We start from the raw sequence: 25,303 nt of genomic DNA, 5'->3' as shown, positions 1-25,303 counted from the left end.
CCACCAGGGGACCCCCATGGACATCCGCGCACTCGGCTACCTCCGCATCGAGACCGCCGACCTCGCCGCCTGGCGCACCTACGCCCTCGACGTCCTCGGCATGACCGAGGGCCAGGGCAGCACGGACACCCTGCTGTGCGTCCGCATCGACGACCGCGTCCACCGCTTCCAGTTCGTCGCCGGGACGACGGACCGCCTCCTCGCCGCGGGCTTCGAGGTGGCGAACGCCCGCGCCCTGCGGGACGCGGCCGCCGAACTGGAGGCCGCCGGCCACGCCGTCAAGCAGGGCGACGACGCCACCCTCGCCGACCGCCGCGTCCAGGGCCTGATCCACTGCGAGGACCCCAGCGGCAACCCCCTGGAGATCTACTGGGGCCAGGCCCAGGACCACGGCCCGCTCGCCGCGCCCTACGGCAACCGCTTCGTCACGGGCGACCTCGGCCTCGGCCACGTCGTCCTGCCCGCCCCGGAGACCGCGGCGAGCCTCGACTTCTACGAGAACCTCCTCGGCTTCCAACTGCGCGACTCGATGAGGCTGCCGCCCGTCGCCGTCCCCACCGCGGACCCCGACCGGCCCTTCCACTGGATGCACTTCCTCAGCCCCAACCGCCGCCACCACAGCCTCGGCCTCTACCCCGGCGCCCTGCCGCCCGGCATCGTCCACTTCATGGTCGAACTCGAACGCCTCGACGACGTCGGCTACTGCCTCGACCGGATGAACGCGGCGGGCATCCCCATCGCCTCCACCCTCGGCCGGCACTCCAACGACCACATGGTGTCGTTCTACGCGCAGGCCCCCGGCGGCTTCCAGGTCGAGTACGGCTGGGACGGCCTCATCGTCGACCCCGCGGCCTGGACCGCGAAGGAGATCACCGCCGACAGCTTCTGGGGCCACCAGTGGAACGGCTGACCGCGCCCGCGCCCGTCGACCCCGCTGCGTGCGAAGCCGCGCCCGTCGAAGCCGCGCCCGTCGACCCCGCCGTGTTCCGCGAGGTACTGGGCGCCTTCGCCTCCGGCATCACCGTCCTCGCCGCCACCGACCCCGAGGGCCGCCCCGTCGGGCTGGCCTGCCAGTCCTTCGCCTCCCTCTCCCTGGACCCGCCGCTGGTGCTCCTCTGCGTGGGCAAGGGCTCCTCCAGCTGGCCCGCCGTACGGGCCGCGGGCCGGTTCGGCGTCAGCATCCTCGACGCGGCGCAGCGGGCCGTCTGCGAGGCCCTCGGCCGCCGCGGCGGCGACAAGTTCGCCGGGGTGGAGTGGGAGACCTCCGCGCACGGAACCGTCCGCATCTCCGGGGCCCTCGCCACCGTCGACTGCGCCCTGGAGGCCGTCCACGAGGCGGGCGACCACTACCTGGTCACGGCCCGGGTCCTCGAACTCACCGCCCGCGACGGCGGATCGCCCCTGCTGTACTTCCGCAGCGACTACGCCACCGGAGCCTTCGGATGACCGACGAACACGCGCACGGGGACACGTACGAGTACGACGTGGTGGTGGCGGGTTCCGGCGCGGCCGGACTGGCCGCCGCGATCACCGCCCGACTGCGCGGACTGACCGTCCTGGTCGTGGAGAAGACCGGGGCGTACGGGGGCTCCACCGCCCTGTCCGGCGGCGCGATCTGGGTGCCCGGCAACTTCCACCTCGACCGGGCCGCCATCGCCGACACCCACGACAAGGCGCGCGCCTACCTCGACGCGACCGTCGGCGACCGGGTCCCCGACGCCCGCAAGGAGGCCTACCTTGCCCACGGCCCGCGGATGGTGCGGGAGTTCCACGACCGCACCGAGGTCCGCTTCATGTACACCCCCGGCTACCCGGACTACTTCCCCGAGGAGCCGGGCGGCATGGCCCAGGGGCGTTCCGTCGAACCGTGCATCGTGGACTTCCGGCGGCTGGGCCGGCTCGGCCGCACCATGCGCCGCGCGGGGCTGCCGACGTACGGGCTGACCATGACCTCGTACGACTTCCGCTTCCTGAACATGGTGGCCCGCACCCGGGCGGGCCGGCTGACCTCCGTGAAGGTGGTCATGCGGGCGGTGAAGGCGCTCGCCACCGGCCGCAGGCTGCTCTCCCTGGGGGAGGCGCTGATCGCCCGGATGCGGCTCTCGATGGACCGGCTCGGCGGCGACCTGTGGCTTTCGGCGCCCCTGACCGGCCTGGTCACGGACGCCGCCGGCCGGGTGGAAGGCGTACGGGTCGTCCGCGCGGGCCGCGAGGTGACCGTACGGGCGCGGGGCGGGGTCGTGCTCGCCGCGGGCGGCTTCTCCCACGACGCGCAACTGCGGGAGAAGCACCTGCCCGCACCCACCTCCACCGACTGGACGCACGCCTCCGAGGGGCAGACGGGCGACGCCCTGCGGCTCGGTGAGGAACTCGGCGCGGCCACCGACCTGCTGGACCGGGTGTGGGGGGCGCCGTCGGTGTGCCCGCCGGGGGAGAAGCCTTTCTTCCTGGTCGCAGACCGCGGCATCCCCGGCATGGTGATCGTCGACGGGTCGGGGGAGCGGTACGCCAACGAGGCGCTGCCCTACCACGCGTTCGTGGACCGGATGTACGCCGCCGACCGGCCCGGGGCGAGCACCGTACCGTCCTGGCTGGTCCTCGACGCCCGCTCGAAGGCCCGCTACCTCTTCGCCGGACTGTTCCCCGGACAGCCCTTCCCGGCGCGGTGGTTGGAGAGCGGCTTCGTGAAGAAGGCCGCGACGGTGGAGGAACTTGCGCGGCTGATCTCCGCGCCGGGCCTGCCCGCCGCGGTCCGCCGCTTCAACGGCTTCGCCGAGCGCGGCGTGGACGAGGACTTCGGGCGCGGCGCCGGCGCCTACGACCGCTACTACGGCGACCCGACGCTGCCCAACCCGAACCTGGCGCCGATCGACAAGGGCCCCTTCTACGCGGTCCCCGTGCACCCGGGCGACATCGGCACCAAGGGCGGCCTGGTCACGGACGGCGACGGCCGGGTGCTGCGCGAGGACGCCTCCCCGATCGGCGGCCTGTACGCGGCGGGCAACTGCTCGGCGGCGGTCATGGGCGAGACCTACCCGGGCCCCGGCGCGACGATCGGCCCAGCGATGGCCTTCGGTTGGGCGGCGGTCAACGCCATCGCGGAGGAACTTGCCGCCGACTTCTGACGGACGCCGGTGTTCCGCCGGCGGGGCGCGGGCACAACGCCCCGTATGGAGACAAAGGCGGCGGGGGAGTGAGCCGGGCCGGCGTGTGGGCGCTGGTCGGCGGGGTGGTGTGCCTCGGCACGTGGGGGGCCCTGATCTGGGTCGCGGTGGATCCGGAACTGCAGGGAGCCCAGGAGACGATGGGGACGGGGTGGATGGTGGGGCTCGCCGTCATGGCCGCCGCGTTCTCCCTCTTCCTGGGCTTCGTTCTGCTTGAGGCGTGGGAGTCGTCCGGCTCCGGCGGCGGCTTCGGCGGCGGCAGTGACGGCGTCGGACTCGGCAGCCCGGGCGGGGACGGCGGCGGCGGCGGGGACGGCGGTGGTGGCGGGCACGGCGGACACGGCGGCTGCGGAGGCGGCGGGGGCTGCGGAGGGGGCGGGGGCGGCTGCGGCGGGGGCGGCGGCCTCTGACGGCCGCCGCCCCGGCGCGCCGCCGGATCAGGACAGCTTGCCGTCGTAGTCCGGCAGCTTGACGGTGCGCTCGGCGTGGCCGCCGACCAGGTCGCTCTGCTTGTTGCCGATGTTCGCGATGATCGTGTAGCCGCGGGCCTCGATCTCGGCGCGCTTGGCCGTCTTGTAGGTGCTCACCTCTTTGAACAGGTCGGGCAGGTCCCGGACGTAGAGGCCCGAGACGGGGTAGCCGACGGCCTTGAGGTTGTGCTCGGTCAGGGACTCGATGATCCCGGGCCGGGCGGTGACGAAGAAGATCGCGACGCCGCGGTCGTTGGCGTACCGGGTCAGCTCGCGGACCTTGGAGATCGCGGGAGTCGGGAACGTCCAGAACCAGTGGAAGTCCGTCTCCAGCGACGAGTTGTCGATGTCGAGGACGAGCGCCGGCTTCTCCCCGGCCGGGGAGGCGGCGATGCGCTGCTCGATCGCGGGACGGGCGGCGTCGATGACGGCGGCCACGTCGCGCTGCCAGGTGGCGTAGTCGATGCCGAGGATCGCCGCGTTGCCCCCGGGGGCGGAGGCGGTGACGGCGCTCGCCGCGGCCGGCGCGGTCACGGCCCGCTCCGCGGGGGCGGCCCCGGCCGTGGTGGCGGGCAGCAGGGCCAGGACGGCTCCCGCGACGACCACGCCGGCGGCGGCGGAGGCGCCGCGGCGGGGATGGCCGGTACGGGTGGGGAGGGTGCGGCGGGTGATGCGCATGTGGGGGCGCTCCTCGGTCACGAATTGGCATGTACGCGATCAGGCTGAGGCAGTGCCGTTCCCCCTGTCTACCGGTCGGTAGGAAACTTTTCGGGGCCGCCCGATGAACCCCCGCTACGTGTCGCACTCCAGCACCGTGCGACACACCCCGCACCGCACCCGCTGCGGCCCCGGCACCGTGACCCGCATCCGCCCGGCGCCCACCGGGCGCGGGAAGCTCACCCGTTGCCCGTCCGGGTGCGACTCGAAGCACTCGGGGCCCGCTGTTGGATCCACCGTCGCCGCGTCCCGCATCGGCCGGAACTCGACCACGACGCGCGCGTCCGGCTGTCCGAGCGCGCGCACCATCGCGGACGCCACCCGATGGGCGCCGAGGTGCAGGTCGTCGTCCCCGTCGAACGCCGCGTCGGCCGCCGCGAAGCTCGTGGCGTAGGTGCGGACGCCCTCCGGCCCCAGGCGCCGGAACAGGGCCGTGAGCGAGGCGCGAACGGTCTCCAAGTGCGGAAATCCGTGCTCCACCGGGCTGTCGCGCCTGCGGTTCTGCGTCACACCGCCTCCCCGGCCGGAAGTTGTCCGAAAACGCGTTCTTGATTGCTCCAGACGTTCGGTTGTGTCATGGACTCGTCATTCACCCGATGACGCGCACAGCCCAACCCCCCACGAAAGGCAGTGTGTTGACCATGGCCAACCTCGGCAGAGTCCTCAAGCAGTCCCTCGCCGTCGGCGCCGTCGCCCTCGCCGCCGTCAGCCTCCAGACGACCGGAGCGGGCGCCGCCCAGCCCCCCGTCGTCGGCGGCACCCGCGCCGCACAGGGCGAGTTCCCCTTCATGGTCCGCCTCTCCATGGGCTGCGGCGGAGCCCTCTACACCCAGCAGATCGTCCTCACCGCCGCCCACTGCGTGAACGGCTCCGGCAACAACACCTCCATCACCGCCACCGCGGGCGTCGTCGACCTCAACAGCTCCAGCGCCATCAAGGTCAAGTCCACCAAGGTCCTCCAGGCCCCCGGCTACAACGGCACGGGCAAGGACTGGGCCCTCATCAAGCTCGCCAAGCCCATCAACCTGCCCACCCTGAAGATCGCCGAGACCAAGGCCTACGACAACGGCACCTTCACCGTCGCCGGCTGGGGCGCCACCCGCGAGGGCGGCGGCCAGCAGCGCTACCTCATGAAGGCCACCGTCCCCTTCGTCTCCGACGCCTCCTGCCAGAGCTCCTACGGCAGCGACCTCGTACCCTCCGAAGAGATCTGTGCCGGCCTCCCCCAGGGCGGGGTCGACACCTGCCAGGGCGACTCCGGCGGCCCCATGTTCCGCCGCGACAACGCCAACGCCTGGATCCAGGTCGGCATCGTCAGCTGGGGCCAGGGCTGCGCACGCCCCAACTACCCCGGCGTCTACACCGAGGTGTCCACCTTCGCGGGAGCGATCAAGAGCGCGGCCGCGACCCTCTAGCCCCGGCCCACCGAGCGGCGCCCCCGATCCGGCCGGCGGCGCCCCCGATCCACCGCGCGGCATCCCCCGCCCACCGCGCGGCACCCCTTCGTCCTTCCGGCCGGCCGCGAACCGGCCGGAAGGGCGAAGCGCACCACCCCGGACGTACGTACGCTCGAAGGACGTACCGCGAGGCCGGAACACCGCTGCCCCCACCCCGCGACACCCATCCGGCGGCCCCCCGTGCGGTTGCGGTCCGACGCCCGCACCGGTCCGATGGGAGGAGTCCATCGGCGGCAGCGGGCAACAGTGGGGCAGGCAGCGCATGACGATCAGCGTGGTCATCGCGGACGACCAGGACATGGTCAGGACCGGCTTCCGCATGATCCTGGAGAGCATGTCCGACATCGAGGTCGTCGCCGACGTCGTCGACGGCGAAGCGGCACTCGCCGCCGTCGCCGAGCACCGGCCGGACGTCCTCCTCCTCGACATCCGCATGCCCCGCCTCGACGGACTCGAAGTCACCCGCCGACTCTCCGGCCAGGACAAGCCGCGCATCGTCATCGTCACCACCTTCGACCTCGACGAGTACGTCCACGCCGCCCTCCACGGCGGCGCGTCCGGCTTCCTCCTCAAGGACGCGAGCCCGGCCATGCTGGTCGAAGCGGTACGGGCGGCAGCCGCGGGGGACGCGCTCGTCTCACCCGCCATCACCGTACGGCTCCTGCGCGAGATGGCCCCGCGCACCACCGCCGCCCAGGCGGCCCGCCGCCCCGCCGAGCCCCTCACCGAACGCGAACGGGACGTCGTGCGCTGCCTCGCACGAGGGCTCACCAACGCCGAGATCGCCGGTGAACTGTACGTATCGCTGTCCACCGTCAAGACCCACCTGGCCAACGTCCAGGCCAAGCTCGACGCCCGCAACCGCGTCGAGATCGCCGCCTGGGCCTGGGAGAGCGGCCTGGCCGTCGGCGCGGCGTGACCCCGCCACCCGCCACGCCCACCGCGGAGGGACGACGGTGAGCCCGCTCGCGAGCTGGGCGCGACGCCACCCGCACGTCGCCGACTGGCTCCGCTGGGTCCTCACCCTGGTCCTGATCGGCCTCGTCACCGCGGAAGGCATCATCCTCGCCCGCCGGCCCAGCCTCCCGCACACCGCCGTCTGGATCTCCGGGATCCTCGTCTGCCTCAGCGCCGCACCCTGGCCCCGGATCCCCCTCCTGACCCGCGCCTGGTTCGCCGCCGCCACCACCTGGACGGTCACCCTCCTCCTCATCTTCGGCAACCACCCCCTCGTCGTCTGGGGCGGCGGCGAGGCCATCGCCCTGCTCGTCCTCCTCTCCCAGGTCCTGCTCCGCGCACCCGCCCGTACCGCCGCGGTCCTCGGACCCCTCCTCGGCCTCGGCTGCACGGCCGTACCCGTCCGGGACACCGACCCCGGACGCTTCACCCTGCTCTTCTCCGTCCTCGCCGTCGTCGTCGGCGCGTACTCCCTGCTCCTGCGCCTCCAGTCCGTCCAACGCGTCCGCGAACTGCGCGCAGTCCGCACCGCCGAACGCCTGGAACTGGCCCGCGAACTCCACGACCTCGTCGCCCACCACGTCACCGGCATCGTCGTGGAGGCCCGCGCGGCCCGCTTCACCAAGGTCTCCGCCGAACGCGCCGCCGAGATCTTCGGCCGCATCGAAACCGCCGGCGACGAAGCCCTCGGCTCCATGCGCCGCCTCGTCAAGGTCCTCCGCGACGACGACACCGACAGCGGCAAGGACGGGGCCAAGGACGGCGACGACGCCCGGGCCGCGGCCGGCGACCGCACCGGGGGAGGGGCCCCCGGGCGCGCGGGCGGACCGGGGACGGCCCCCGTCGCCGGCCTCGCCGACATCCGCTCGCTCGCCGAACGCTTCACCGTCACCGGCCCGCCCGTCGCCCTGTACATCGAGGACGGCCTGGCGACCCGCCTGCCCGGCGACGTCGCCGCCACCGCCCACCGCATCGTCCTCGAAGCCCTCACCAACATCGGCAAGCACGCCGCCACCGCCACCGCCGTACGCGTCGGCCTGCGCACCGTCCCCAACGGCCTCGAAGTACGCATCGCCGACGACGGCGGCATCCCCGCCCGCCTCTCCGACAAGGCCCGGGGCGGCGGCTACGGCCTCGTCGGAATGGCCGAACGCGCCGAGGCCCTCGGCGGCTCCCTCACCGCCGGCCCCGCCCCCGAAGGCGGCTGGCTCGTCACGGCCGTCCTGCCCCTGTGACCCCGACCCGACACCGGCCCCCACCCCGGTCCCACCCGGCCCCCACCACCCCGACCCCCGCCCCGTCTCACGGGCCGGCTCCCCGGGAGGACCGTGCCGCACGCCACGTATTCTCGGGAACCATGAACAACAGCGATATCGACGAGAACGTCGCCGCGGAACTGTCCCGCCTGCGCGACAGCATCGACAACATCGACGCGGCCGTCGTGCACATGCTCGCCGAACGCTTCAAATGCACCCAGCAGGTCGGCCACCTCAAGGCACGCCACCAGCTGCCCCCCGCCGACCCCGGCCGCGAGGCCAGCCAGATCGCCCGGCTGCGGCAGCTCGCCGAGAACGCCAAGCTCGACCCGGCCTTCGCCGAGAAGCTCCTCAACTTCATCATCGCCGAGGTCATCCGCCACCACGAGACGATCGCGGCGGGCGAGGACTGATCCCCGGGGCGGGCGCCGACGCCGGCGCCCGCCACCCACCACCGCGGAGCGACGCCGCGGCCGTCCGCCGATACCCCCTGGGTCCGGGCGTCCCCGTCGGGCAGCATGGCCCCATGTCCGCATTGACGCGCAACGAAGCGCAGCTCCGAGCCCAGCTCCTCGACGTCCACCACTACGCCGTCACCCTCGACCTCACCACCGGTGACGACACCTTCGATTCCACCACCGTCATCCGCTTCGCCGCCCGCGCCGCCGGAGACACCTTCGTGGAACTGAAACCGGACGAACTGCGCTCCGCCACGCTCGACGGCCGGCCCCTCGACACCGCCGCCCTCACCGACAACCGCCTCCCGCTCGCCGGCCTCACCGAAGGCGACCACGAGCTGCGCGTCGACGCCCGCATGCGCTACTCCCGCACCGGCGAGGGCCTGCACCGCTTCACCGACCCCGCGGACGACGAAACGTACGTCTACTCCCAGATGTTCATGGACGACGTCCAACGCGTCTTCCCGGCCTTCGACCAGCCCGACCTCAAGGCCGTCTTCGAGTTCACTGTCACCGCCCCCGCCCACTGGACCGTCCTCGCCAACGGCATCACCACCCGCACCGGCGACCGCGACACCGACGGCGCCGGCATCTGGCGCTCCGCCCCCACCCCCGTCATCTCCACCTACCTCGCCGCCGTCGCCGGCGGCCCCTGGCACAGCATCACCACCGAACACGCCGGACTCCCCTTCGGCATCCACTGCCGCAAGTCCCTCGCCCCCCACCTCGACGCCGACGCCGACGAGATCCTCTCCGTCACCACCGACTGCTTCGACCGCTACCACGAGAAGTTCGCCGAGCCCTACCCCTTCGACTCCTACGACCAGGCCTTCGTCCCCGAATTCAACGCCGGCGCCATGGAGAACCCGGGCCTCGTCACCTTCCGCGACGAGTTCGTCTTCCGCTCCGCCGTCACCGACACCGAGCGCCAGAGCCGCGCCATGGTCATCGCCCACGAGATGGCCCACATGTGGTTCGGCGACCTCGTCACCCTCGCCTGGTTCGACGACATCTGGCTCAACGAGTCCTTCGCCGAGTACATGGGCTACCAGACCCTCACCGAAGCCACCCGCTTCACCGGCACCTGGACCGAATTCGGCATGGTCCGCAAGCCCTGGGGCTACGACGCCGACCAACGCCCCTCCACCCACCCCGTCGCCCCCGCCCCCGAGGACGTCCCCGACACCGCCTCCGCCCTCCTCAACTTCGACGGCATCTCCTACGCCAAGGGCGCCTCCGCCCTGCGCCAACTCGTCGCCTGGCTCGGCGAGAAGGACTTCCTGGCCGGCATCAACACCCACTTCGCCCGCCACAAGTTCGCCAACGCCTCCCTCGCCGACTTCGTGGACTCCCTCGCCACCCACACCGACCGCGACGTCCACGCCTGGGCCCGGATCTGGCTCCGCACCACCGGCGTCGACACCCTCACCCCCCGCATCGAGGAAAGCCCCGGCGGCTGGACCCTCACCGTCGACCACAACGGCAGCCGACCCCACCACATCACCGCCGGCACCTACCACCGCACCCCCGACGGCCTCCTGGAACGCGGCGAACTCCTCGGCATCGACGTCCCCTCCGACGAGGTCCTCTCCGGCAGCGGCCCCCGACCCGACCTCCTCGTCCTCAACGACGGCGACCTCGGCTACACCAAGATCCGCCTCGACGAACCCTCCCTGGAAACCGCCCTGCGCGGCGTCTCCCGCCTCCCCGACCCCCTCACCCGCGCCGTCGTCTGGGGCTCCCTGCGCGACATGGTCCGCGACGGCGAACTCGAACCCGGCGCCTACCTCACCACCGCCGACGCCCACCTCCCCGACGAGAGCGACCTCGCCATCGTCCAGGGCGTCCTCGGCTTCGCCCGCACCCACGTCGCCGACCGCTACCTCGCCCCCACCGAACGCGGCGCCGCCCTCACCCTCATCACCTCCCTCACCCGCAACCTGCTCCGCCGCACCGAGGACGGCACCGAACCCGGCCTGCGGCTCGCCGCCGTACGCGTCCTCATCGACAGCGCCACCCAGCCCGACACCCTCGCCGGCTGGCTCGCCGACGGCACCGTCCCCGGCGGCCCCGAACTCGACCCCGAACTGCGCTGGCGCATCCTCGCCCGCCTCAGCGTCCTCGGCGCCGCGGACGAGGACACCATCGACGCCGCCCTCGCCGCCGACCCCAGCGCCACCGGCAGCGAAGGCGCCGCCCGCTGCCGCGCCGCCCTCCCCACCCCCGAGGCCAAGGCCGCCGCCTGGCAACGCCTCTTCCACGAAGACACCCTCTCCAACTACCTCTTCACCGCCACCGCACAGGGCTTCTGGCAACCCGAACAGGCCGACCTCGTCGAGGCCTACGTCCCCCGCTACTACCCCGAGGCCGTCGCCCTCGGAGCCCGCCGGGGCCCCGCCATCGCCGAAGCCGCCGGCCGCTGGGCCTTCCCGGCGTACGCCATCGACGAGGCCAACCTCCGGGCCGGACGCACCTGCCTCGACGACCCCGACCTCATCCCGCTGCTGCGGCGCAAGCTCGTCGACCAACTCGACGACCTCGCCCGAGCCCTGCGCGTCCGCACCCCCGCCTGACCCATCACCGCCTGACCCACCACCGTCGGACGCCGCCCCCGCAGCGGCGTCCGGCGAACACCCGCCACGCCCCGAACCACCGCCACCCGTAACGCCGTTACCCGGCCCGCTGGTGCGCGGCTGCCGCCACCTGTACCGCTGCTACCCGTCCTGCTGGTGCGCGACTACCGCCCCCTGCACCACCGTTGGCCCTACCCGCCGCTGCCCACCCGTACCGCAGTCGCCCGGCCGGCGGCCTTCGGCCCCGGGCTCGCCCCCCTGATTCGTGGTCCGGCCTTGGACTCCGGGCTCGGCCCCTGATCCGTGGTCCGGCCTCCGGTTCCCGGGCCCCCGGGCCTCGGTCCGCCGCCCCGGGCCTGCCGTCCCCGCTGCCCCGCTCCGGGCCTGCCGTCCCCGCTGCCCCGCCCCGGACGGCCGGCGAGCGCCCCGCGTCCGGCGCGGCCCGACGCACGAGACTCCGCCGGCTCCCGCCGCCGCCACCGGCGCCCGGCCTGTCGCCGGGCCCCCGGCCGCCACGGGCTCCTGCCCACTGCCGGGGACAGGCCCACCGCCCGCCACCCGGCGCCGCTGCCTCCGGCGCGCCCAAGCGCGAGCCTCCACCACCGCCCGCCGCCCGGCCCGCCGCCCGGCCTCCGCCACCGCCCGCCGTCCGGCCTCCGCCCGGCCTCCGCCCGGTCACGGTCCCGCCCGCGCCCCGCGCCCCCGCCCCCGCAATCGGCGTCGTCTCGGCGGGCCTCCTCCCGGGTGCGTCCGAACGACCGGCCGACAGCGCCGCAGCGGACAAACCCCGGCGGTTACCCCATTCGGGTCTGATCGTTGTATCGGGCGGGGACCACGCTGTCCCCGCCCAGCCGCGTGAAGGACCCCCGATGACCGAGCCGCCCCGCACCCCGCCCCCACCGCCACCCCTCGCCGGCGGCCCCGGCGGAGCCGACGCACTGCGGCCCCTCATCGACACCGTCCTCACCGCCCTGCGCACCGGAACCCGCGAACGCGGCGGCCCCCTCCCCGCCGGCGGCCCCGACACCGTCACCGCACGCGTCCGCGCCGCACTCGGCGACGTACTCCCCACCCACGGAACCGGCGACCACGAAGCCCTCCGCACCCTCGTCCACACCCTCGCCGCCGGCGCCGCCGACCCCGCCCACCCCCTGTGCGCCGCCCACCTGCACTGCCCGCCGCTCGCCGTCGCCACCGCCGCCGACCTCGCCGCGAGCGCCCTCAACCCCTCCCTCGACTCCTGGGACCAGGCCCCCGCCGCCTCCACCATCGAAGCCGAACTCACCCGCACCCTCGCCGCCGAGTTCTACGACACCCCCCACCCCGACGCCCTCCTCACCACCGGCGGCACCGAAGCCAACCAACTGGCCCTCCTCCTCGCCCGCGAACGCCACGGCCCCCACCTCACCGTCCTCCACGGAGCCAACGCCCACCACTCCGTACCCCGCGCCGCCTGGCTCCTCGGCCTGCGCCCCGCCACCGCCCTCCCCACCCCCACCGGCACCCTCGACCCCGCCGACCTCGCCGAAGCCCTCGCCCGCACCACCGGACCGGTGCTCGTCACCGCCACCGCCGGCACCACCGACGCCGGCCTCGTCGACCCCCTCCACGCCCTCGCCGACCTCTGCGACCACCACGGCGCCGACCTCCACATCGACGCCGCCTACGGAGGCCCGTTCGCCCTCAGCCCCCGCCGGCGCCACCTCGTCGACGGCCTCACCCGCGCCCGATCCCTCACCGTCGACCTCCACAAGATCGGCTGGCAACCCGTCGCCGCCGGACTCCTCGTCGTCCCCGACCGCGCACTGCTGACCCCCCTCGCCCACCAGGCCGACTACCTCAACGCCACCGACGACACCGAAGCCGGCCTCCCCGATCTCCTCGGCCGCTCCCTGCGCACCACCCGCCGCCCCGACGCCTTCAAGATCGCCGTCACCCTGCGCTCACTCGGCCGCGACGGCCTCGCCGACCTCATCGACCGCACCACCACCGCAGCCCACCACCTCGCCGGACTCCTCGACGCACACCCCCGCTTCGAACTCCACGCACCCCCCACCCTCACCACCGTCCTCTTCCGGCCCACCCCCACGGACGACGACCACCTCGCAACCCTGCGCCGAACCCTCCTCCACGACGGCACCGCCGTCCTCGGCCGCGCCACCGCCGACGGCCGACTGTGGCTCAAAGCCACCCTCCTCAACCCCCACATCACGGCACAGGACCTGGAAACCCTCGTCACCCTCCTGGAAGGCAGGACCCACCGATGACCGCCCCACTCGACGCCCCCCACGACCTCGTCGGAATCGGAATCGGCCCGTTCAACCTCTCACTGGCCGCCCTCGCCCACGGCCTCCCCCAACAAGGCATCGGCCCCCTCGACACCGCCTTCTACGACCAACGACGAGACTTCCGCTGGCACCCCGGCCTCCTCATCGACGGAGCCACCCTCCAAGTCCCCTTCCTCGCCGACCTCGTCACCCTCGCCGACCCCACCAGCCCCTGGACGTTCCTCAACTACCTCAAGCACAAGGAACGTCTCTTCCCCTTCTACTTCGCCGAGCAGTTCCACATCCAACGAGCCGAATACGACGCCTACTGCCGCTGGGTCGCCGGCCGCCTCCCCGGCCTCCACTTCGGCCACCAGGTCGACGCCGTCCGCTGGAACCCCGAACGCGACCTCTTCGAAGTCGACTACACCCGGATCGACCCCGACGGCGAAGCCGAAGCCCTCGGCCGCACCCACACCCGCAACCTCGCCCTCGGCATCGGCACCGCACCCCACGTCCCCGACCCCCTGCGCCCCCTCGCCGAAGCCCCCACCGTCCCCGTCATCCACTCCGCCGAATACCTCGACAACCGGCAACGCATCCTCGGCGCCGCGCACGTCACCGTCATCGGATCGGGCCAGTCCGGAGCCGAGGTCTTCCTCGACCTGCTCCGCAACCGCCCCACCGGCCGCGAAGGCCTCAGCTGGCTCGCCCGCACCCCGTCCTTCGCCCCGATGGAGTACTCCAAGCTCGGCCTCGAACACTTCACCCCCGACTACACCCGCTACTTCCACGCCCTCCCCGAACCCGTTCGCGACCAACTCGTCCCCGCCCAATGGCAACTCCACAAGGGCATCGACGCCGCCACCATCGCCGCCATCCACGACGAGCTCTACCGCCGCACCCTCGACGGCGGCTGGCCCGACGCCGTCCTCACCCCCGGCGTCAACGTCCGCACCGCCGGCCGCGTCGCCACCACCAAGATCGAACTCCACCTCGAACACACCCAGCAGGGCACCCGCTCCCGCCTCACCACCGACGCCGTCGTCCTCGCCACCGGCTACCGCGAACGCCCCCTCACCCGCATCCTCGCCGGCCTCGACCCCTACCTCCGCAAGGACTCCTCCGGCCGCCCCCGCATCGACGACCGCCACCGCATGATCCTCGACCCCTCCGTCACCGGCACCGTCTTCGTCCAGAACGGCGAACGCCACACCCACGGCGTCGGAGCCCCCGACCTCGGCCTCGCCGCCTGGCGCAGCGCCGCCATCCTCAACACCCTCACCGACAAGGAGCCCTACCCCCAGCCCCGCCGCACCGCCTTCACCACCTTCGGCCTCGAACAGCGGGAGCACACCCGCCCCCATCCCGCAGGCGAGCTGCTCCCGCTCGTCGAACACCCCTAGCCGCCCCCCCGAACGGCGGCCCCGCTAGAAGACCGGCACCCCGGCCCGCGTCAGCCGCCAATCCACCGAGGCGAACGCCGCCGGATCCACCGTCCCCTTCGCCTTCACCCACTGGACGATCGTGTTACGGATCTCGTCCGAATCCGCCCACAACTGCCTGGCCTGCGGAACGTGCGGGAAATTGCCCCCGCCCGAGGCCCGGTAGTTGTTCACCGCCAACACGAACCGCCCCGCCGGATCCACCGGCTTCCCCGCGAACGACAACCCCACGATCCGCGACCCCACCGGCTGCGCCACGTCGATCTCGTACGCCAACCCGTACACCGCGTCGTAGTTGTAGTCCGGAATGCCCTCCGCGTTCGTCAACGCCGCAGGATCCACCGGCGCACCCGCCGCCGTCCGCACGTAGTACCGCGCCGAGTACTCCAGGTAGTCCTTCAACTGCGCGCCCGTCAGCAGCCGCGCCTCCAACGTGTTCTCGAACGGGTACAGCCCCGCCGCGTCCCGGATCGTCACCCGACCCGCCGGTATCGACGCCGTCCGCGAGAAGCACGACGCCTGCGACACCACCGGCAACGACGCCCACTCGGTGCCCGACAGCGCCGCCCGCACCGTCTCCGCCTGCACGTGGTTGATCAGGTCGATCACCGGAACGTCCTTCACCGGACCCTCCGCCGTCGACATCGCCTGCGTCGACGTACCGATCACCTGGTTGACGTACGCCACCACCTTGCGGTGCTCGTCCGACAACAACCGCGTGATCTTCGGGTCCTCCTCCACGGCATTGGAGTTCAACACCTTCGCCGCGACCTTCGACACCGACCAGCAGCCCCGCTCCCACACCAGCTCGAAGTCGAACAGCGTCAACCGCTGCCCCCACTTCAGCGGCTCCGACAACACCACGTCCTTGCCCGTCGCCCGGTTCTTCACCCGGTACTCCGGGATCTCCGTGTGCGCGTGACCCACCAGGATCGCGTCGATCCCCGGCACCTGCTCGGCCACCAGACCCGCCGCGTTCTCCACGTGCGGCAACTGGTCCCCGTAGCTCGACGTACCGCTCGACCCCGAATGCGCCGACACGATCACCACGTCGGCACCCATCGACCGCAGCCGCGGCACGTACTTCGCCGCCTGCTCCTCCAGACCCGGGAACGTCATCTTCCCCTGCACGTGCGCCTTGTCCCAGATCGCGATGCCCGGGTTCGTCAGCCCCAGCACCGCCACCTTCACGTCCCGCCCGAACGGCGTTCGCAACCGGTGCATGCTGTACGGCGCGAACGCCGGCCGGAGCGTCCTCGCGTCCAACGCGTTCGCCCCCAACAGCGGGAAGTCGCACTGCTCCTCGAACTTCCGCAGCACCGGAATCCCGTAGTTGAACTCGTGGTTCCCCAGCGCAGCCGCGTCGTACCCGATCGCGTTCATCGCCTGCGCCATCGGATGCACCGGCCCGCGCCGCGCCGTGATCGGATCGACCTTCGCGTAGTAGTACGAAAGCTGCGTCCCCTGGATCGTGTCACCGGCGTCGATCAGCAGCGTGTTCCGCCGCCCCTTCTCCGCCCGCACCCGACTCACCAACGTCGAGATCTTCGCCAGACCCACATCGTTGTGCGCCTTGTCGTCGAACTCCTTGTCCGTGAAGTAGTCCCAGTTGAAGACGTTCCCGTGCAGGTCCGTCGTCCCCATCACCGTGAACGCGTACGTCCGCGGTCCCTTCCCCTTCACGCCCCCGTGCTCCTGCGCGGCGGCGGCCGGGGAGCTCGTGGCCCCCGCCAACGCCACGGCCGCACCCGTCGCGGCCGAAGCCCCCATGAACTTCCTACGGTCGAACGTCATGCCATCTCCCTCGTGAGGCCCTGAACAACGCGCGTAGATTCTGACCCACGAGTAACAAGCAACAACACCCCCACCAGGTTTCGATCCGATGACCACACCCCCCACGGACCACGGTGCGACAGTGGAAAACATGACCCACGACACCGCACACCAGCCCTACGGAACCCCCGAAGTGCCCCGCGTCGCCGTCCGCGGCGAATCCCGCCTCGAAGTCGACCCCGAGATCGCCCGCATCACCGTCACCGTCAGCGCCCGCGGCACCGACCGCCGCACCGCACTCGACGACCTCACCCGCCGCAACAACACCGTCCTCGAACTCCTCAAGAGCTACGGCGAACCCGTCGAAAAACTCGAAACCGGCTCCTTCTCCATCACCCCCGAACTCACCCGCCACGGCCGCGCCGAACGCGTCCGCGCCTACCACGGCCGCGTCCACATCACCGCCGAACTCAACGACTTCACCACCCTCGGCGAACTCACCACCCGCCTCGCCGACCTCGAACTCACCCGCGTCGACGGCCCCTGGTGGGCCCTGCGCCCCACCTCGCCCGCCCACGGCGAAGCCCGCCGCCAAGCCGTCCTCGAAGCCGTCCAACGCGCCCGCGAATACGCCCACGCCCTCGGCGCCGACCTCGCCGCCCTCGTCGAACTCGCCGACGTCGAAGCCGAGGACGAGACCCCCTTCGCGCGCCCCGGCGGCAGCGCGATGCGCAGCATGGCCTTCGCCGGCGCCATGGAGGACGACACCGCCCCGCCCCTCGACCTCGAACCCCAGCGCCAGACCGTCCACGCACAGGTGAACGCCCGCTTCACGATGACCCCGCCGCAACTCTGACGACCCGAAGGAACCGCGAGCGAAAACCGTACAAAATGCGCCACGGGGGTGCTCCGATGAGCACCCCCATGCACATTCAACAGTTGTCAACAAGCTTTCGCCCAAAGGTTGTTGAGCAGACACCCGCAACCAATTTCCTACTCCCTGGTAGGGGCATACGCTCGACCCATGCGCCGAGCCAAAATCGTCTGTACCCTGGGCCCCGCCACCGACTCGTACGACCAGATCAAAGCCCTGGTCGAAGCCGGAATGGACATCGCCCGCTTCAACCTCAGCCACGGCACCTACGCCGAACACGAGGAGCGCTACCACCACGTACGCAAGGCCTCCGACGAAACCGGCCGCAGCGTCGGAATCCTCGCCGACCTTCAAGGCCCGAAGATCCGACTCGGCCGCTTCCGCGAAGGTCCCGTACTCCTTGAACGCGGCGACGAGTTCACCATCACCGTCGAGGAACACGAAGGCGACCGCCACACCTGCGGCACCACCTACAAGGGACTCGCCACCGACGTCACCACCGGCGAACGCATCCTCGTCGACGACGGCCGCGTCACCCTCGAAGTCACCGCCGTCGACGGACCCCGCGTCCGAACCCGCGTCATCGAAGGCGGCATGGTCTCCGACCACAAGGGACTCAACCTCCCCGGAGTCGCCGTCTCCGTCCCCGCCCTCAGCGACAAGGACATCGAAGACCTCCGCTGGGCCCTGCGCATCGGCGCCGACGTCATCGCCCTCTCCTTCGTCCGCAGCGGCCACGATATCGAGGACGTCCACCGCATCATGGACGAGGAAGGCCGCCGCCTCCCCGTCATCGCCAAGGTCGAAAAGCCCCAGGCCGTCGACAACATCGACGACATCGTCGCCGCCTTCGACGGCATCATGGTCGCCCGCGGCGACCTCGGCGTCGAAATGCCCCTCGAACAAGTCCCCATCGTCCAGAAGCGCGCCGTCAAACTCGCCAAGCGCAACGCCAAACCCGTCATCGTCGCCACCCAAATGCTCGACTCGATGATCGACAACTCCCGACCCACCCGCGCCGAAGCCTCCGACGTCGCCAACGCCGTCATCGACGGCACCGACGCCGTCATGCTCTCCGGCGAGACCAGCGTCGGCAAACACCCCATCGAAACCGTCCGCACCATGGCCCGCATCGTCGAAGCCGCCGAGGAGGACATCCTCGCCAAGGGCCTCCCGCCCCTCACCGAACGCAACAAGCCCCGCACCCAAGGCGGAGCCGTCGCCCGAGCCGCAGCCGAAATGGGCGACTTCCTCGGCGCCAAGTTCCTCGTCGCCTTCACCCAGAGCGGCGACACCGTCCGCCGACTCTCCCGCTACCGCTCACCCATCCCCCTCCTCGCCTTCACCCCCGACCAGGCCACCCGCTCCCAACTCAACCTCACCTGGGGCGTCGAAACCTTCCTCGGCCCCCACGTCGACTCCACCGACGCCATGGTCGCCCAGGTCGAGGAAGAACTCCTGCGCATCGGACGCTGCGTACCCGGAGACATCGTCGTCATCACCGCGGGCTCACCCCCCGGCGTCAGCGGCAAGACCAACCTCGTCCGCATCCACCACATCGGCGACGCCGTACGCTGACCCACCCCGTCCCTCCACAACTTGCCGGCGAACCCGCACCACCCACCAGCGGCCCACCCGGCAAGACGGAGGGCCCCCGCCCACCCCGCCCCCACCCGCCGCACGGCGCGGGTACGGTGGCGTGATGGCCCGCACCATCACGCACCTGGAGATGACCGACCCCGGCGAACTGCGCCCGGGTCGCCCCGTACCCGCCCTGGAACTCCGCCGCGAAACAGGCCTCACCGCCCTCGCCCGCACCCTCCAGGCCCGCGTCGGAGCCGCCCACGGATGGCGCAGCTCCACCCGCACCGAACAACAGTGGGACGAACTGGCCCGCACCCACCCCCACCGCGAGTACTGGCTGATCACCCTCGCCGGCGAGCCGGTCGGCATCACCGCACTCGAACCCCACCCCGGCGGCGACGTGGAGATCCGCACCTTCGGCCTGCTCCCCGAACACATCGGCCGAGGACTCGGCGGCCACGCCCTGACCCTCGCCATCGGACAGGCATGGGCCACCACCCCGCTCGACGCCGGAACCGTCCACCGGGTCCGGCTCCACACCAACTCCGACGACCACCCCAGCGCCCTCCTCAACTACCGGAGCCGAGGCCTGCGCGTCCACCACACCGAAACCGAAACCGAAACTGAGGCCTAGACCCGCCGCCCGCCGGACGTGGCCCGCCTACCAACCGAACCGCCGGTCCACCACCCGCGCGAACTCCTCGAACGACAACACCGCGTCCCCGTTCTGATCCGCCTCGTCGAACAACGCCGACGACGCGTCCGCATCACCCACACCCCAGAACGGCAGATCGCCCCGAGCAGCCAACGTCGGCCCCTGTGCCCGCAACGCACTGATCACCTCCGCCCGGGTCAGCTCCCCGTCGTGGTTCAGATCCAACGCCTCGAACAGCTTGCGAGCCTTCTCGCTCATCACGGAGTCCCCTTCTCACGGTGCCGAATCCCCTACGCACCCTACGCGCGGCCCCGCACGGCGGAGCCGGGGGTCAGTGCTTCGGCCCGACGTGGGAGTCCATGAGCGCGACGGACTCCTTGCGCGCGACGGACACGTTGAAGGGGGCACCGCCCCTCGCCAGGACCGTCCACCTGACGCCGACCGCGGTGAGGGTGTCGGTGCAGAGCTTCCGGATGTCGTCCGACTTGTTGGTGAAGAGGTACCGCGGGTACTCGTACCGCTTGGTGACCCCGCCGACGGTGCGGGTGGTCCAGTTCGTGATGCGGCAGCCGTCGGAGTGGATCAGCCCCCGGACGAACTCCCACGGATGCGCGTCGACGATCTCCTGCTGCCACGCTTCGAGCGCGATCCGCCGCTCGTGCTTCTTCCCGGGCCCGTGTTGCGGGAACAGGCACTCAAGGTGTTGTGAGTAGACCTTCACGTTGTGGCTCCCGGCTTTGCGAACCCGGCAGACCTTGTTCGTGGGGAACACGCAGCGAATGGCCTGCTCTGCCAGATCCATGAGGCCGGGCCATTTGTCGTCGCACGTGACCATCAGGCTCGGCACGCGGTGCTGGGAGTAACGGGATATGTGACCGTCCCCGAGATAGAGACCCAGGACGTACGCGTACGCTTCGGCGTCGAGCGGGCTGTCCAGGCAGTGGGGGCATTGCGATTGGTGGCGTCCGGGGCACTCACCACGCTCGGCGCGGTCCGTGTGCTTCCAATAGCCGACCGTGCCGACCGGCACGCCGAGCCGACGAGCCACTTGGGCGTTGGGTGTGCCGCCACGCAGCAGGGCGATGGCCGTGTTCCGGGTTTCCGGCTGATGGAACTCCATGGCCGACACTTTGCGTGAACCGAGGTCGCACTGCGTAGCAAAAAGCGGACGTTCATCCGAATGTGAACGTCCGCTTTTCGGACTGGTGCCGGGTGCGGGACTCGAACCCGCAAGCCCTCACGGGCAGATGTGTTTGAGACATCCGTGTATGCCATTCCACCAACCCGGCCGGGCTGCATGTCGGAGTGTACCGGGTGACCAGGCGGCGGCGCTGCTAGGTAGGCTCATCCAAGCAGCACAGCCCCGCAAAGAGGAGCCCCCCGTGACCGCCGAGCACGAGTCGACGCCCACGCCCGACGCCGACCAGTCGCACGTTCCGCCGCTGACGACGCGCGTCGTCATCGCCGAGGACGAGGCGCTCATCCGTCTCGACCTGAAGGAAATGCTGGAGGAGGAGGGGTACTCCGTCGTCGGTGAGGCCGGGGACGGCCAGAAGGCCGTCGAGCTGGCCCGCGAGCACCGGCCGGACCTCGTCATCCTGGACGTGAAGATGCCCGTCCTGGACGGGATCTCCGCAGCCGAGAAGATCGCGGAGGAGTCCATCGCCCCCGTGCTGATGCTGACCGCGTTCTCGCAGCGCGACCTCGTCGAGCGGGCCCGCGACGCCGGCGCCATGGCGTACCTCGTCAAGCCGTTCAGCAAGAGCGACGTCGTGCCGGCCATCGAGATGGCCGTGTCCCGCTTCGCCGAACTGAAGGCGCTGGAGAAGGAGGTCGCGGACCTCTCCCTGCGTCTGGAGACCCGCAAGCTGGTCGACCGGGCCAAGAGCATCCTGCAGACCCAGTACGGGCTCACCGAGCCCGCGGCCTTCCGCTGGATCCAGAAGACCTCCATGGACCGCCGCATGTCCATGCAGCAGGTCGCCGAGGCGGTCATCGAGGACGCCGAGGAGAAGAAGCAGCAGCAGAACGCGGCCAAGTAGGCCGGTGGTCCGCAGTACGCCGTGAGGCCCGTCTCCCCCCGAGGGGAGACGGGCCTCACGGCGTTGGTGCGGGTGCGGGGGCTGTCAGTCCTCGCCGAGGTAGGCCTTGCGGACGTCCTCGTTGTGCAGGAGTTCCTGGCCGGTGCCCGAGAGCACGATCTTGCCGATCTCCATCACGTGCGCCTTGTCGGCCAGCGAAAGGGCCGCCTGGGCGTTCTGCTCGACCAGCAGGATGGTGGTCCCGGTGGCCTTGAGCTCGGCGATGGTCGCCATGATCTTCTGCATCATGAGCGGGGACAGGCCCATGGAGGGCTCGTCCAGCATGAGCAGCTTGGGCTGGCACATGAGCGCGCGTCCCATGGCGAGCATCTGCTGCTCACCGCCCGAGAGGGTGCCGGCGGCCTGCTTGCGGCGCTCTCCCAGGATGGGGAAGAGCTCGTAGGCGCGCTGGATGTCCTTCTCGATGCCCTCCTTGTCGGTGCGCAGGAAGGCGCCGAGCTGGAGGTTCTCGGTGATCGTCAGCCGGGGGAAGATGTGGCGTCCCTCGGGGGAGTGGGCCAGCTTCATGGCGACGATCTTGTGGGCGGGGACGTTCGCCAGGGGCTGGCCGTCGAAGACGATGCTGCCGCTGGTGGGCTTGAGGAGCCCGGAGAGGGTGCGCAGGGTGGTGGTCTTGCCGGCGCCGTTGGTGCCGACGAGGCAGACGATCTCGCCCTGGTTGACTTCGAAGGAGATCCCCTTGACGGCTTCGATCTTGCCGTAGGCGACTTTGAGGTCCTGGACCTTGAGGAGTGCGGTCACTTGGTCTCTCCTTCCGTGCTGGTGGTGCCGGTGGTGCCGGTGGTGCTGTTCGTGTCCGGGCCGGTTTCGGCGTCCGGGTCGGCCGCGGGGGCCTCTTCGGAAGCCTCTTCGGCCGCGGGGGTCGCCTCGACCGCGGGGGCCTCGGCCTCGGTGGGGGTGTCCGCCTCCGCGGGGGCTTCGACCTCCGCCGGGGTTTCGACGGCCGGGGTCCCGACCGCGTCGGCCGTGGCCGCCTCGGCGTTGGCCTCGGCGGCCTGGACCTCGGCGTCCTCCTCGGCGCCGGGGGCGCCTTCGAAGGGGGTGCCGAGGTAGGCGGCGATGACGCGTTCGTCTCCCTGGACCTCGGACGCGGTGCCCTCGATGAGCTTCTCGCCCTGGACGAGGCAGGCGACGCGGTCGCACAGGTTGAAGATGAAGCGCATGTCGTGCTCGATGACGAGGACGGCGATGCCCATGTCGCGGATGGCGAAGATGAGTTCCTCGGCCGCGCGGGTTTCCTGCGGGTTCATGCCGGCGGTGGGCTCGTCGAGCAGGATGAGGCCCGGGTCGCTGGCGAGGGCGCGGGCGATTTCGAGCTTGCGCTGCTCGCCGTACGGCAGGTTCTTCGCGAGGTGCTGGGCCTTGTGCTGGAGGCCGATGAACTCCAGGAGTTCCATGGCGCGCGCTTCGCCGGCGGCTTCGGCCTTCTTGAAGCCGGGGCCGCGCAGGAGGGCGGACCAGAGGCCTTCCTTGGTGCGGGTGTGGCGTCCGACGAGGACGTTCTCCAGCACGGTCATGTTGTGGAAGAGCCGGATGTTCTGGAAGGTCCGGGCGACGCCTGCGGCGGTGACCTTGTGGGGCGTGGGCGGCAGGACGGTGCCCTTGTAGCTGACGGTGCCCTCGGTGGGGACGTACAGCCCGGTGAGGCAGTTGAAGAAGGTGGTCTTGCCGGCACCGTTGGGGCCGATGAGGCCGACGATCTCGCCCGCGTTGACCTTGAGGTCCACGCCCTTGACCGCGGTGAGGCCGCCGAAGCGCATGGTGACGCCGCTGGCTTCGAGGACCGTGGTCTTGGTGGTGGTGTCGGTGGTCTCGCTGGTCGTCATGGCTTATGCACCCGCCTTGGCGGTGGCGAGGTCCGTGGGGGCCTGGCCAGCGGTGTCGTCGTGGTACTCGAGCTGCGCGCGCTTGTTGGCGATGAGGCCTTCGGGGCGGAAGCGCATGAGCAGGATGAGGGCGATGCCGAACGCGAGGAGCTGGTAGTCCTGGAGGAAGGCCAGCTTCGCGGGGATCAGGAAGAGCAGTGCGGCGCCGAGGATGGGGCCGCGGATGGTGCCCATTCCGCCGAGGATGACGGCGGCGAGGAGGAACGCGGAGTTCGGCGGGACGGGCCCGGCGAAGACGTAGTTCTCGGGGACGACCGTGCTGTTGACGTGTGCCTGGACGGTGCCGGCGAGGCCGGCGAGGGTGGCGCCCAGGGCGAAGGCGATGAGCTTGACCTTGAAGCCGTTGATGCCCATGGCCTCGGCGGCGGTTTCGTCCTCGCGGATGGCGACCCAGGCGCGGCCGATGCGGCTGTTGCCGGCGCGGGCGAAGACCACGATGACCAGGGCCATCACGAGCAGCATCAGGAAGTAGTAGTTGGCGTAGGCGCCGAGGACGATGCCGCCGACCGTGTGGGACTCCCCGAAGTTCCACCCGAAGAGTTCGAGGTGGGGGATGTTGGGGATGCCGTTGGGGCCGTTGGTGATGTCGGGGCCGGAGGTGCCGTCGAGGTTGCCCATGGCGATGCGGAAGATTTCTCCGAAGCCGAGGGTGACGATGGCGAGGTAGTCGCCGCGCAGGCGCAGGGTGGGTGCTCCGATGACCACGCCGAAGATGAGCGAGGCGAGGGCGCCGACGATGACCGCTGCCCAGAAGGGCAGGTGGATGCCGAAGGCGGAGGCGGTGCTGCCGGAGACCAGGGCGGCGGCGTAGGCGCCGACGCCGAGGAAGGCGACGTATCCGAGGTCGAGGAGACCCGCGAGGCCGACGACGACGTTGAGGCCGAGGGCGACGGTCGCGAAGATCAGGATGTTGACCGCGATGAGCGTGTAGGTGTCGCCGCTCTGCTGGATGAAGGGGAAGGTGATCGCCGCGGCGGCGGTGGCGATCAGGGTGACCTGGCGGTTGTTCGCGGTGAGGGTGCCGAGTCGGTCGAAGAGGCCCGACTTGAGCAGGGCGGTGGCCGCGAAGCCGATGATGATCAGGTAGGTGACGAAGAGCTGGGGCTCCTTGTCGTCGGTGTCGATGCCGAAGGTGACGACGAAGAGGCCGACGGCGAAGGAGACCGCGATGATGACGATCTCGACCCAGGAGGCCAGCTTCTTGGCGGGGGCGGCCTTGTGGCTGTCGTCGGGGAGCTTGAACGCGGCGAGGGCCGGGATCAGCGAGCCGACGAGGGCGACGTAGGCGCCGGGCTCCAGGTGGGCGAAGCCGCCGAGGACCCAGGCGATGGCCAGGACGGTGAACCAGGTGCCGGCGAGGGTGCCGAGCGAGAGGATCCACACGGGCTTGCGGGTGCCGGTGGGAGTGAGCCAGCGCAGGCCCTTGACGCCGAGTCCGGAGAGCGCGTGGGCGGCGGTGAGGAGGGCGCCGACGAGGCTCAGGAACTGGATGGGTGCCGGGCTGCCGTAGTAGGTGAGGTCACCGGGGAACTCGGCGGTCCAGGTCCAGGCGAGGAAGGCGCTGACGACGGTGAGGAGGCTTCCGCCGATGACCGCGTAGAGCAGTGCGGTGGGGCTGTTGGCCTGCTTGACCGTGTCGTTCTGGGTGGTGTTGGTGGTCATGGT

The 25,303-nt window shown here is 71.3% G+C and carries 23 protein-coding genes and 1 tRNA gene; 15 read left to right on the top strand and 9 right to left on the bottom strand.

The window, feature by feature from the left end; genetic code table 11:
- The first annotated feature begins 16 nt into the window (after window positions 1-16).
- The 4 genes from ACFVS6_RS12795 to ACFVS6_RS12780 all read left to right on the top strand — a co-directional run bounded on the left by ACFVS6_RS12795 (window position 17) and on the right by ACFVS6_RS12780 (window position 3,574).
- A complete protein-coding gene (locus tag ACFVS6_RS12795) occupies window positions 17-910 on the top strand; it encodes a VOC family protein (protein WP_389703228.1) in 894 nt (297 codons plus the stop codon).
- Window positions 898-1,446, top strand: a complete 549-nt coding sequence (locus tag ACFVS6_RS12790) for a flavin reductase family protein (RefSeq protein ID WP_389703226.1) — start codon at window positions 898-900, stop codon at window positions 1,444-1,446. The genes ACFVS6_RS12795 and ACFVS6_RS12790 overlap by 13 nt, the downstream gene beginning before the upstream one ends.
- Window positions 1,443-3,125: an FAD-dependent oxidoreductase gene (locus ACFVS6_RS12785; protein WP_389703224.1), complete on the top strand. Its 1,683-nt coding sequence runs from the start codon at window positions 1,443-1,445 to the stop codon at window positions 3,123-3,125. The genes ACFVS6_RS12790 and ACFVS6_RS12785 overlap by 4 nt, the downstream gene beginning before the upstream one ends.
- A 68-nt stretch (window positions 3,126-3,193) precedes the next feature.
- Window positions 3,194-3,574 (top strand): hypothetical protein, encoded by a 381-nt coding sequence (locus ACFVS6_RS12780; protein ID WP_389703222.1) that lies wholly within the window; start codon window positions 3,194-3,196, stop codon window positions 3,572-3,574.
- 27 nt (window positions 3,575-3,601) lie between these two features.
- Here ACFVS6_RS12780 and ACFVS6_RS12775 read toward each other — a convergent pair whose 3' ends face one another.
- Both ACFVS6_RS12775 and ACFVS6_RS12770 read right to left on the bottom strand, forming a co-directional pair.
- Window positions 3,602-4,312 (bottom strand): HAD family acid phosphatase, encoded by a 711-nt coding sequence (locus ACFVS6_RS12775; RefSeq protein WP_389703220.1) that lies wholly within the window; start codon window positions 4,310-4,312, stop codon window positions 3,602-3,604.
- 114 nt (window positions 4,313-4,426) lie between these two features.
- Window positions 4,427-4,861 (bottom strand): hypothetical protein, encoded by a 435-nt coding sequence (locus ACFVS6_RS12770; protein ID WP_389703218.1) that lies wholly within the window; start codon window positions 4,859-4,861, stop codon window positions 4,427-4,429.
- Between the two features lie 131 nt (window positions 4,862-4,992).
- Between ACFVS6_RS12770 and ACFVS6_RS12765 the strand changes: the two genes are divergently transcribed.
- The 7 genes from ACFVS6_RS12765 to ACFVS6_RS12735 all read left to right on the top strand — a co-directional run bounded on the left by ACFVS6_RS12765 (window position 4,993) and on the right by ACFVS6_RS12735 (window position 14,725).
- On the top strand, window positions 4,993-5,766 hold the full coding sequence (locus tag ACFVS6_RS12765) for a S1 family peptidase (protein WP_389703216.1): 774 nt from the start codon (window positions 4,993-4,995) through the stop codon (window positions 5,764-5,766).
- A gap of 304 nt (window positions 5,767-6,070) precedes the next feature.
- Window positions 6,071-6,727: a response regulator gene (locus tag ACFVS6_RS12760; protein ID WP_389703215.1), complete on the top strand. Its 657-nt coding sequence runs from the start codon at window positions 6,071-6,073 to the stop codon at window positions 6,725-6,727.
- 37 nt (window positions 6,728-6,764) lie between these two features.
- Window positions 6,765-8,000: a sensor histidine kinase gene (locus tag ACFVS6_RS12755; protein WP_389703213.1), complete on the top strand. Its 1,236-nt coding sequence runs from the start codon at window positions 6,765-6,767 to the stop codon at window positions 7,998-8,000.
- A gap of 122 nt (window positions 8,001-8,122) precedes the next feature.
- Window positions 8,123-8,434 carry a chorismate mutase gene (locus ACFVS6_RS12750; protein WP_281206681.1) on the top strand — a complete coding sequence of 104 codons (312 nt, stop codon included), beginning with the start codon at window positions 8,123-8,125 and terminating at the stop codon, window positions 8,432-8,434.
- 113 nt (window positions 8,435-8,547) lie between these two features.
- Window positions 8,548-11,052 carry an aminopeptidase N gene (pepN, locus tag ACFVS6_RS12745; RefSeq protein WP_389703211.1) on the top strand — a complete coding sequence of 835 codons (2,505 nt, stop codon included), beginning with the start codon at window positions 8,548-8,550 and terminating at the stop codon, window positions 11,050-11,052.
- A gap of 869 nt (window positions 11,053-11,921) precedes the next feature.
- Window positions 11,922-13,319: a pyridoxal phosphate-dependent decarboxylase family protein gene (locus tag ACFVS6_RS12740; RefSeq protein ID WP_389703209.1), complete on the top strand. Its 1,398-nt coding sequence runs from the start codon at window positions 11,922-11,924 to the stop codon at window positions 13,317-13,319.
- Window positions 13,316-14,725 carry a lysine N(6)-hydroxylase/L-ornithine N(5)-oxygenase family protein gene (locus tag ACFVS6_RS12735; RefSeq protein ID WP_389703208.1) on the top strand — a complete coding sequence of 470 codons (1,410 nt, stop codon included), beginning with the start codon at window positions 13,316-13,318 and terminating at the stop codon, window positions 14,723-14,725. The genes ACFVS6_RS12740 and ACFVS6_RS12735 overlap by 4 nt, the downstream gene beginning before the upstream one ends.
- A gap of 24 nt (window positions 14,726-14,749) precedes the next feature.
- On the opposite strand, the gene ACFVS6_RS12730 is transcribed toward ACFVS6_RS12735, so the two are convergent.
- A complete protein-coding gene (locus tag ACFVS6_RS12730; protein WP_389703207.1) occupies window positions 14,750-16,558 on the bottom strand; it encodes a bifunctional metallophosphatase/5'-nucleotidase in 1,809 nt (602 codons plus the stop codon).
- 130 nt (window positions 16,559-16,688) lie between these two features.
- Between ACFVS6_RS12730 and ACFVS6_RS12725 the strand changes: the two genes are divergently transcribed.
- The 3 genes from ACFVS6_RS12725 (at window position 16,689) to ACFVS6_RS12715 (ending at window position 19,629) form a co-directional block, all read left to right on the top strand.
- Window positions 16,689-17,393 carry an SIMPL domain-containing protein gene (locus ACFVS6_RS12725; RefSeq protein ID WP_389703205.1) on the top strand — a complete coding sequence of 235 codons (705 nt, stop codon included), beginning with the start codon at window positions 16,689-16,691 and terminating at the stop codon, window positions 17,391-17,393.
- A gap of 168 nt (window positions 17,394-17,561) precedes the next feature.
- Window positions 17,562-18,989 carry a pyruvate kinase gene (gene pyk / locus ACFVS6_RS12720; protein WP_389703203.1) on the top strand — a complete coding sequence of 476 codons (1,428 nt, stop codon included), beginning with the start codon at window positions 17,562-17,564 and terminating at the stop codon, window positions 18,987-18,989.
- 124 nt (window positions 18,990-19,113) lie between these two features.
- A complete protein-coding gene (locus ACFVS6_RS12715) occupies window positions 19,114-19,629 on the top strand; it encodes a GNAT family N-acetyltransferase (RefSeq protein WP_389703201.1) in 516 nt (171 codons plus the stop codon).
- A gap of 27 nt (window positions 19,630-19,656) precedes the next feature.
- Here ACFVS6_RS12715 and ACFVS6_RS12710 read toward each other — a convergent pair whose 3' ends face one another.
- From ACFVS6_RS12710 to ACFVS6_RS12700, 3 genes are all read right to left on the bottom strand, one after another.
- Window positions 19,657-19,908 carry an EF-hand domain-containing protein gene (locus ACFVS6_RS12710; RefSeq protein WP_389703200.1) on the bottom strand — a complete coding sequence of 84 codons (252 nt, stop codon included), beginning with the start codon at window positions 19,906-19,908 and terminating at the stop codon, window positions 19,657-19,659.
- A 73-nt stretch (window positions 19,909-19,981) separates the two neighbouring features.
- Window positions 19,982-20,770, bottom strand: coding sequence for a helix-turn-helix domain-containing protein (locus tag ACFVS6_RS12705; protein ID WP_389703199.1), 789 nt, complete (start codon window positions 20,768-20,770; stop codon window positions 19,982-19,984).
- Window positions 20,771-20,853: 83 nt separating this feature from the next.
- Window positions 20,854-20,939, bottom strand: a tRNA-Leu gene (locus ACFVS6_RS12700).
- 93 nt (window positions 20,940-21,032) lie between these two features.
- Here ACFVS6_RS12700 and ACFVS6_RS12695 point away from each other — a divergent pair.
- Window positions 21,033-21,692, top strand: a complete 660-nt coding sequence (locus tag ACFVS6_RS12695; RefSeq protein WP_389703198.1) for an ANTAR domain-containing response regulator — start codon at window positions 21,033-21,035, stop codon at window positions 21,690-21,692.
- Window positions 21,693-21,776: 84 nt separating this feature from the next.
- Here ACFVS6_RS12695 and ACFVS6_RS12690 read toward each other — a convergent pair whose 3' ends face one another.
- The 3 genes from ACFVS6_RS12690 to ACFVS6_RS12680 are packed head-to-tail and all read right to left on the bottom strand — an operon-like array spanning window position 21,777 to window position 25,300.
- Complete coding sequence (locus ACFVS6_RS12690) at window positions 21,777-22,493, bottom strand: ABC transporter ATP-binding protein (RefSeq protein ID WP_281206693.1); 717 nt, start codon at window positions 22,491-22,493, stop codon at window positions 21,777-21,779.
- On the bottom strand, window positions 22,490-23,578 hold the full coding sequence (locus tag ACFVS6_RS12685) for an ABC transporter ATP-binding protein (protein ID WP_389703197.1): 1,089 nt from the start codon (window positions 23,576-23,578) through the stop codon (window positions 22,490-22,492). The genes ACFVS6_RS12690 and ACFVS6_RS12685 overlap by 4 nt, the downstream gene beginning before the upstream one ends.
- 3 nt (window positions 23,579-23,581) lie before the next feature.
- Complete coding sequence (locus tag ACFVS6_RS12680) at window positions 23,582-25,300, bottom strand: branched-chain amino acid ABC transporter permease (protein WP_389703259.1); 1,719 nt, start codon at window positions 25,298-25,300, stop codon at window positions 23,582-23,584.
- Window positions 25,301-25,303 lie beyond the last annotated feature (3 nt).

The organism is Streptomyces sp. NPDC057939, assembly GCF_042887545.1.
GTDB lineage: Bacteria > Actinomycetota > Actinomycetes > Streptomycetales > Streptomycetaceae > Streptomyces.
Note: the sequence above shows the minus strand (reverse complement) of the source record. Positions and strands in the feature narration are given on the sequence as shown.

Bases quoted from the DNA above. Each gene is read 5' to 3' on its own strand.
- ACFVS6_RS12795 (WP_389703228.1), top strand. From the start codon at position 17: ATGGACATCCGCGCACTCGGCTACCTCCGCATCGAGACCGCCGACCTC.
- ACFVS6_RS12785 (WP_389703224.1), top strand. From the start codon at position 1,443: ATGACCGACGAACACGCGCACGGGGACACGTACGAGTACGACGTGGTG.
- ACFVS6_RS12775 (WP_389703220.1), bottom strand. From the start codon at position 4,312: ATGCGCATCACCCGCCGCACCCTCCCCACCCGTACCGGCCATCCCCGC.
- ACFVS6_RS12765 (WP_389703216.1), top strand. From the start codon at position 4,993: ATGGCCAACCTCGGCAGAGTCCTCAAGCAGTCCCTCGCCGTCGGCGCC.
- ACFVS6_RS12760 (WP_389703215.1), top strand. From the start codon at position 6,071: ATGACGATCAGCGTGGTCATCGCGGACGACCAGGACATGGTCAGGACC.
- ACFVS6_RS12750 (WP_281206681.1), top strand. From the start codon at position 8,123: ATGAACAACAGCGATATCGACGAGAACGTCGCCGCGGAACTGTCCCGC.
- pepN (WP_389703211.1), top strand. From the start codon at position 8,548: ATGTCCGCATTGACGCGCAACGAAGCGCAGCTCCGAGCCCAGCTCCTC.
- ACFVS6_RS12740 (WP_389703209.1), top strand. From the start codon at position 11,922: ATGACCGAGCCGCCCCGCACCCCGCCCCCACCGCCACCCCTCGCCGGC.
- ACFVS6_RS12735 (WP_389703208.1), top strand. From the start codon at position 13,316: ATGACCGCCCCACTCGACGCCCCCCACGACCTCGTCGGAATCGGAATC.
- ACFVS6_RS12730 (WP_389703207.1), bottom strand. From the start codon at position 16,558: ATGACGTTCGACCGTAGGAAGTTCATGGGGGCTTCGGCCGCGACGGGT.
- ACFVS6_RS12725 (WP_389703205.1), top strand. From the start codon at position 16,689: ATGACCCACGACACCGCACACCAGCCCTACGGAACCCCCGAAGTGCCC.
- pyk (WP_389703203.1), top strand. From the start codon at position 17,562: ATGCGCCGAGCCAAAATCGTCTGTACCCTGGGCCCCGCCACCGACTCG.
- ACFVS6_RS12715 (WP_389703201.1), top strand. From the start codon at position 19,114: ATGGCCCGCACCATCACGCACCTGGAGATGACCGACCCCGGCGAACTG.
- ACFVS6_RS12710 (WP_389703200.1), bottom strand. From the start codon at position 19,908: ATGAGCGAGAAGGCTCGCAAGCTGTTCGAGGCGTTGGATCTGAACCAC.
- ACFVS6_RS12705 (WP_389703199.1), bottom strand. From the start codon at position 20,770: ATGGAGTTCCATCAGCCGGAAACCCGGAACACGGCCATCGCCCTGCTG.
- ACFVS6_RS12685 (WP_389703197.1), bottom strand. From the start codon at position 23,578: ATGACGACCAGCGAGACCACCGACACCACCACCAAGACCACGGTCCTC.
- ACFVS6_RS12680 (WP_389703259.1), bottom strand. From the start codon at position 25,300: ATGACCACCAACACCACCCAGAACGACACGGTCAAGCAGGCCAACAGC.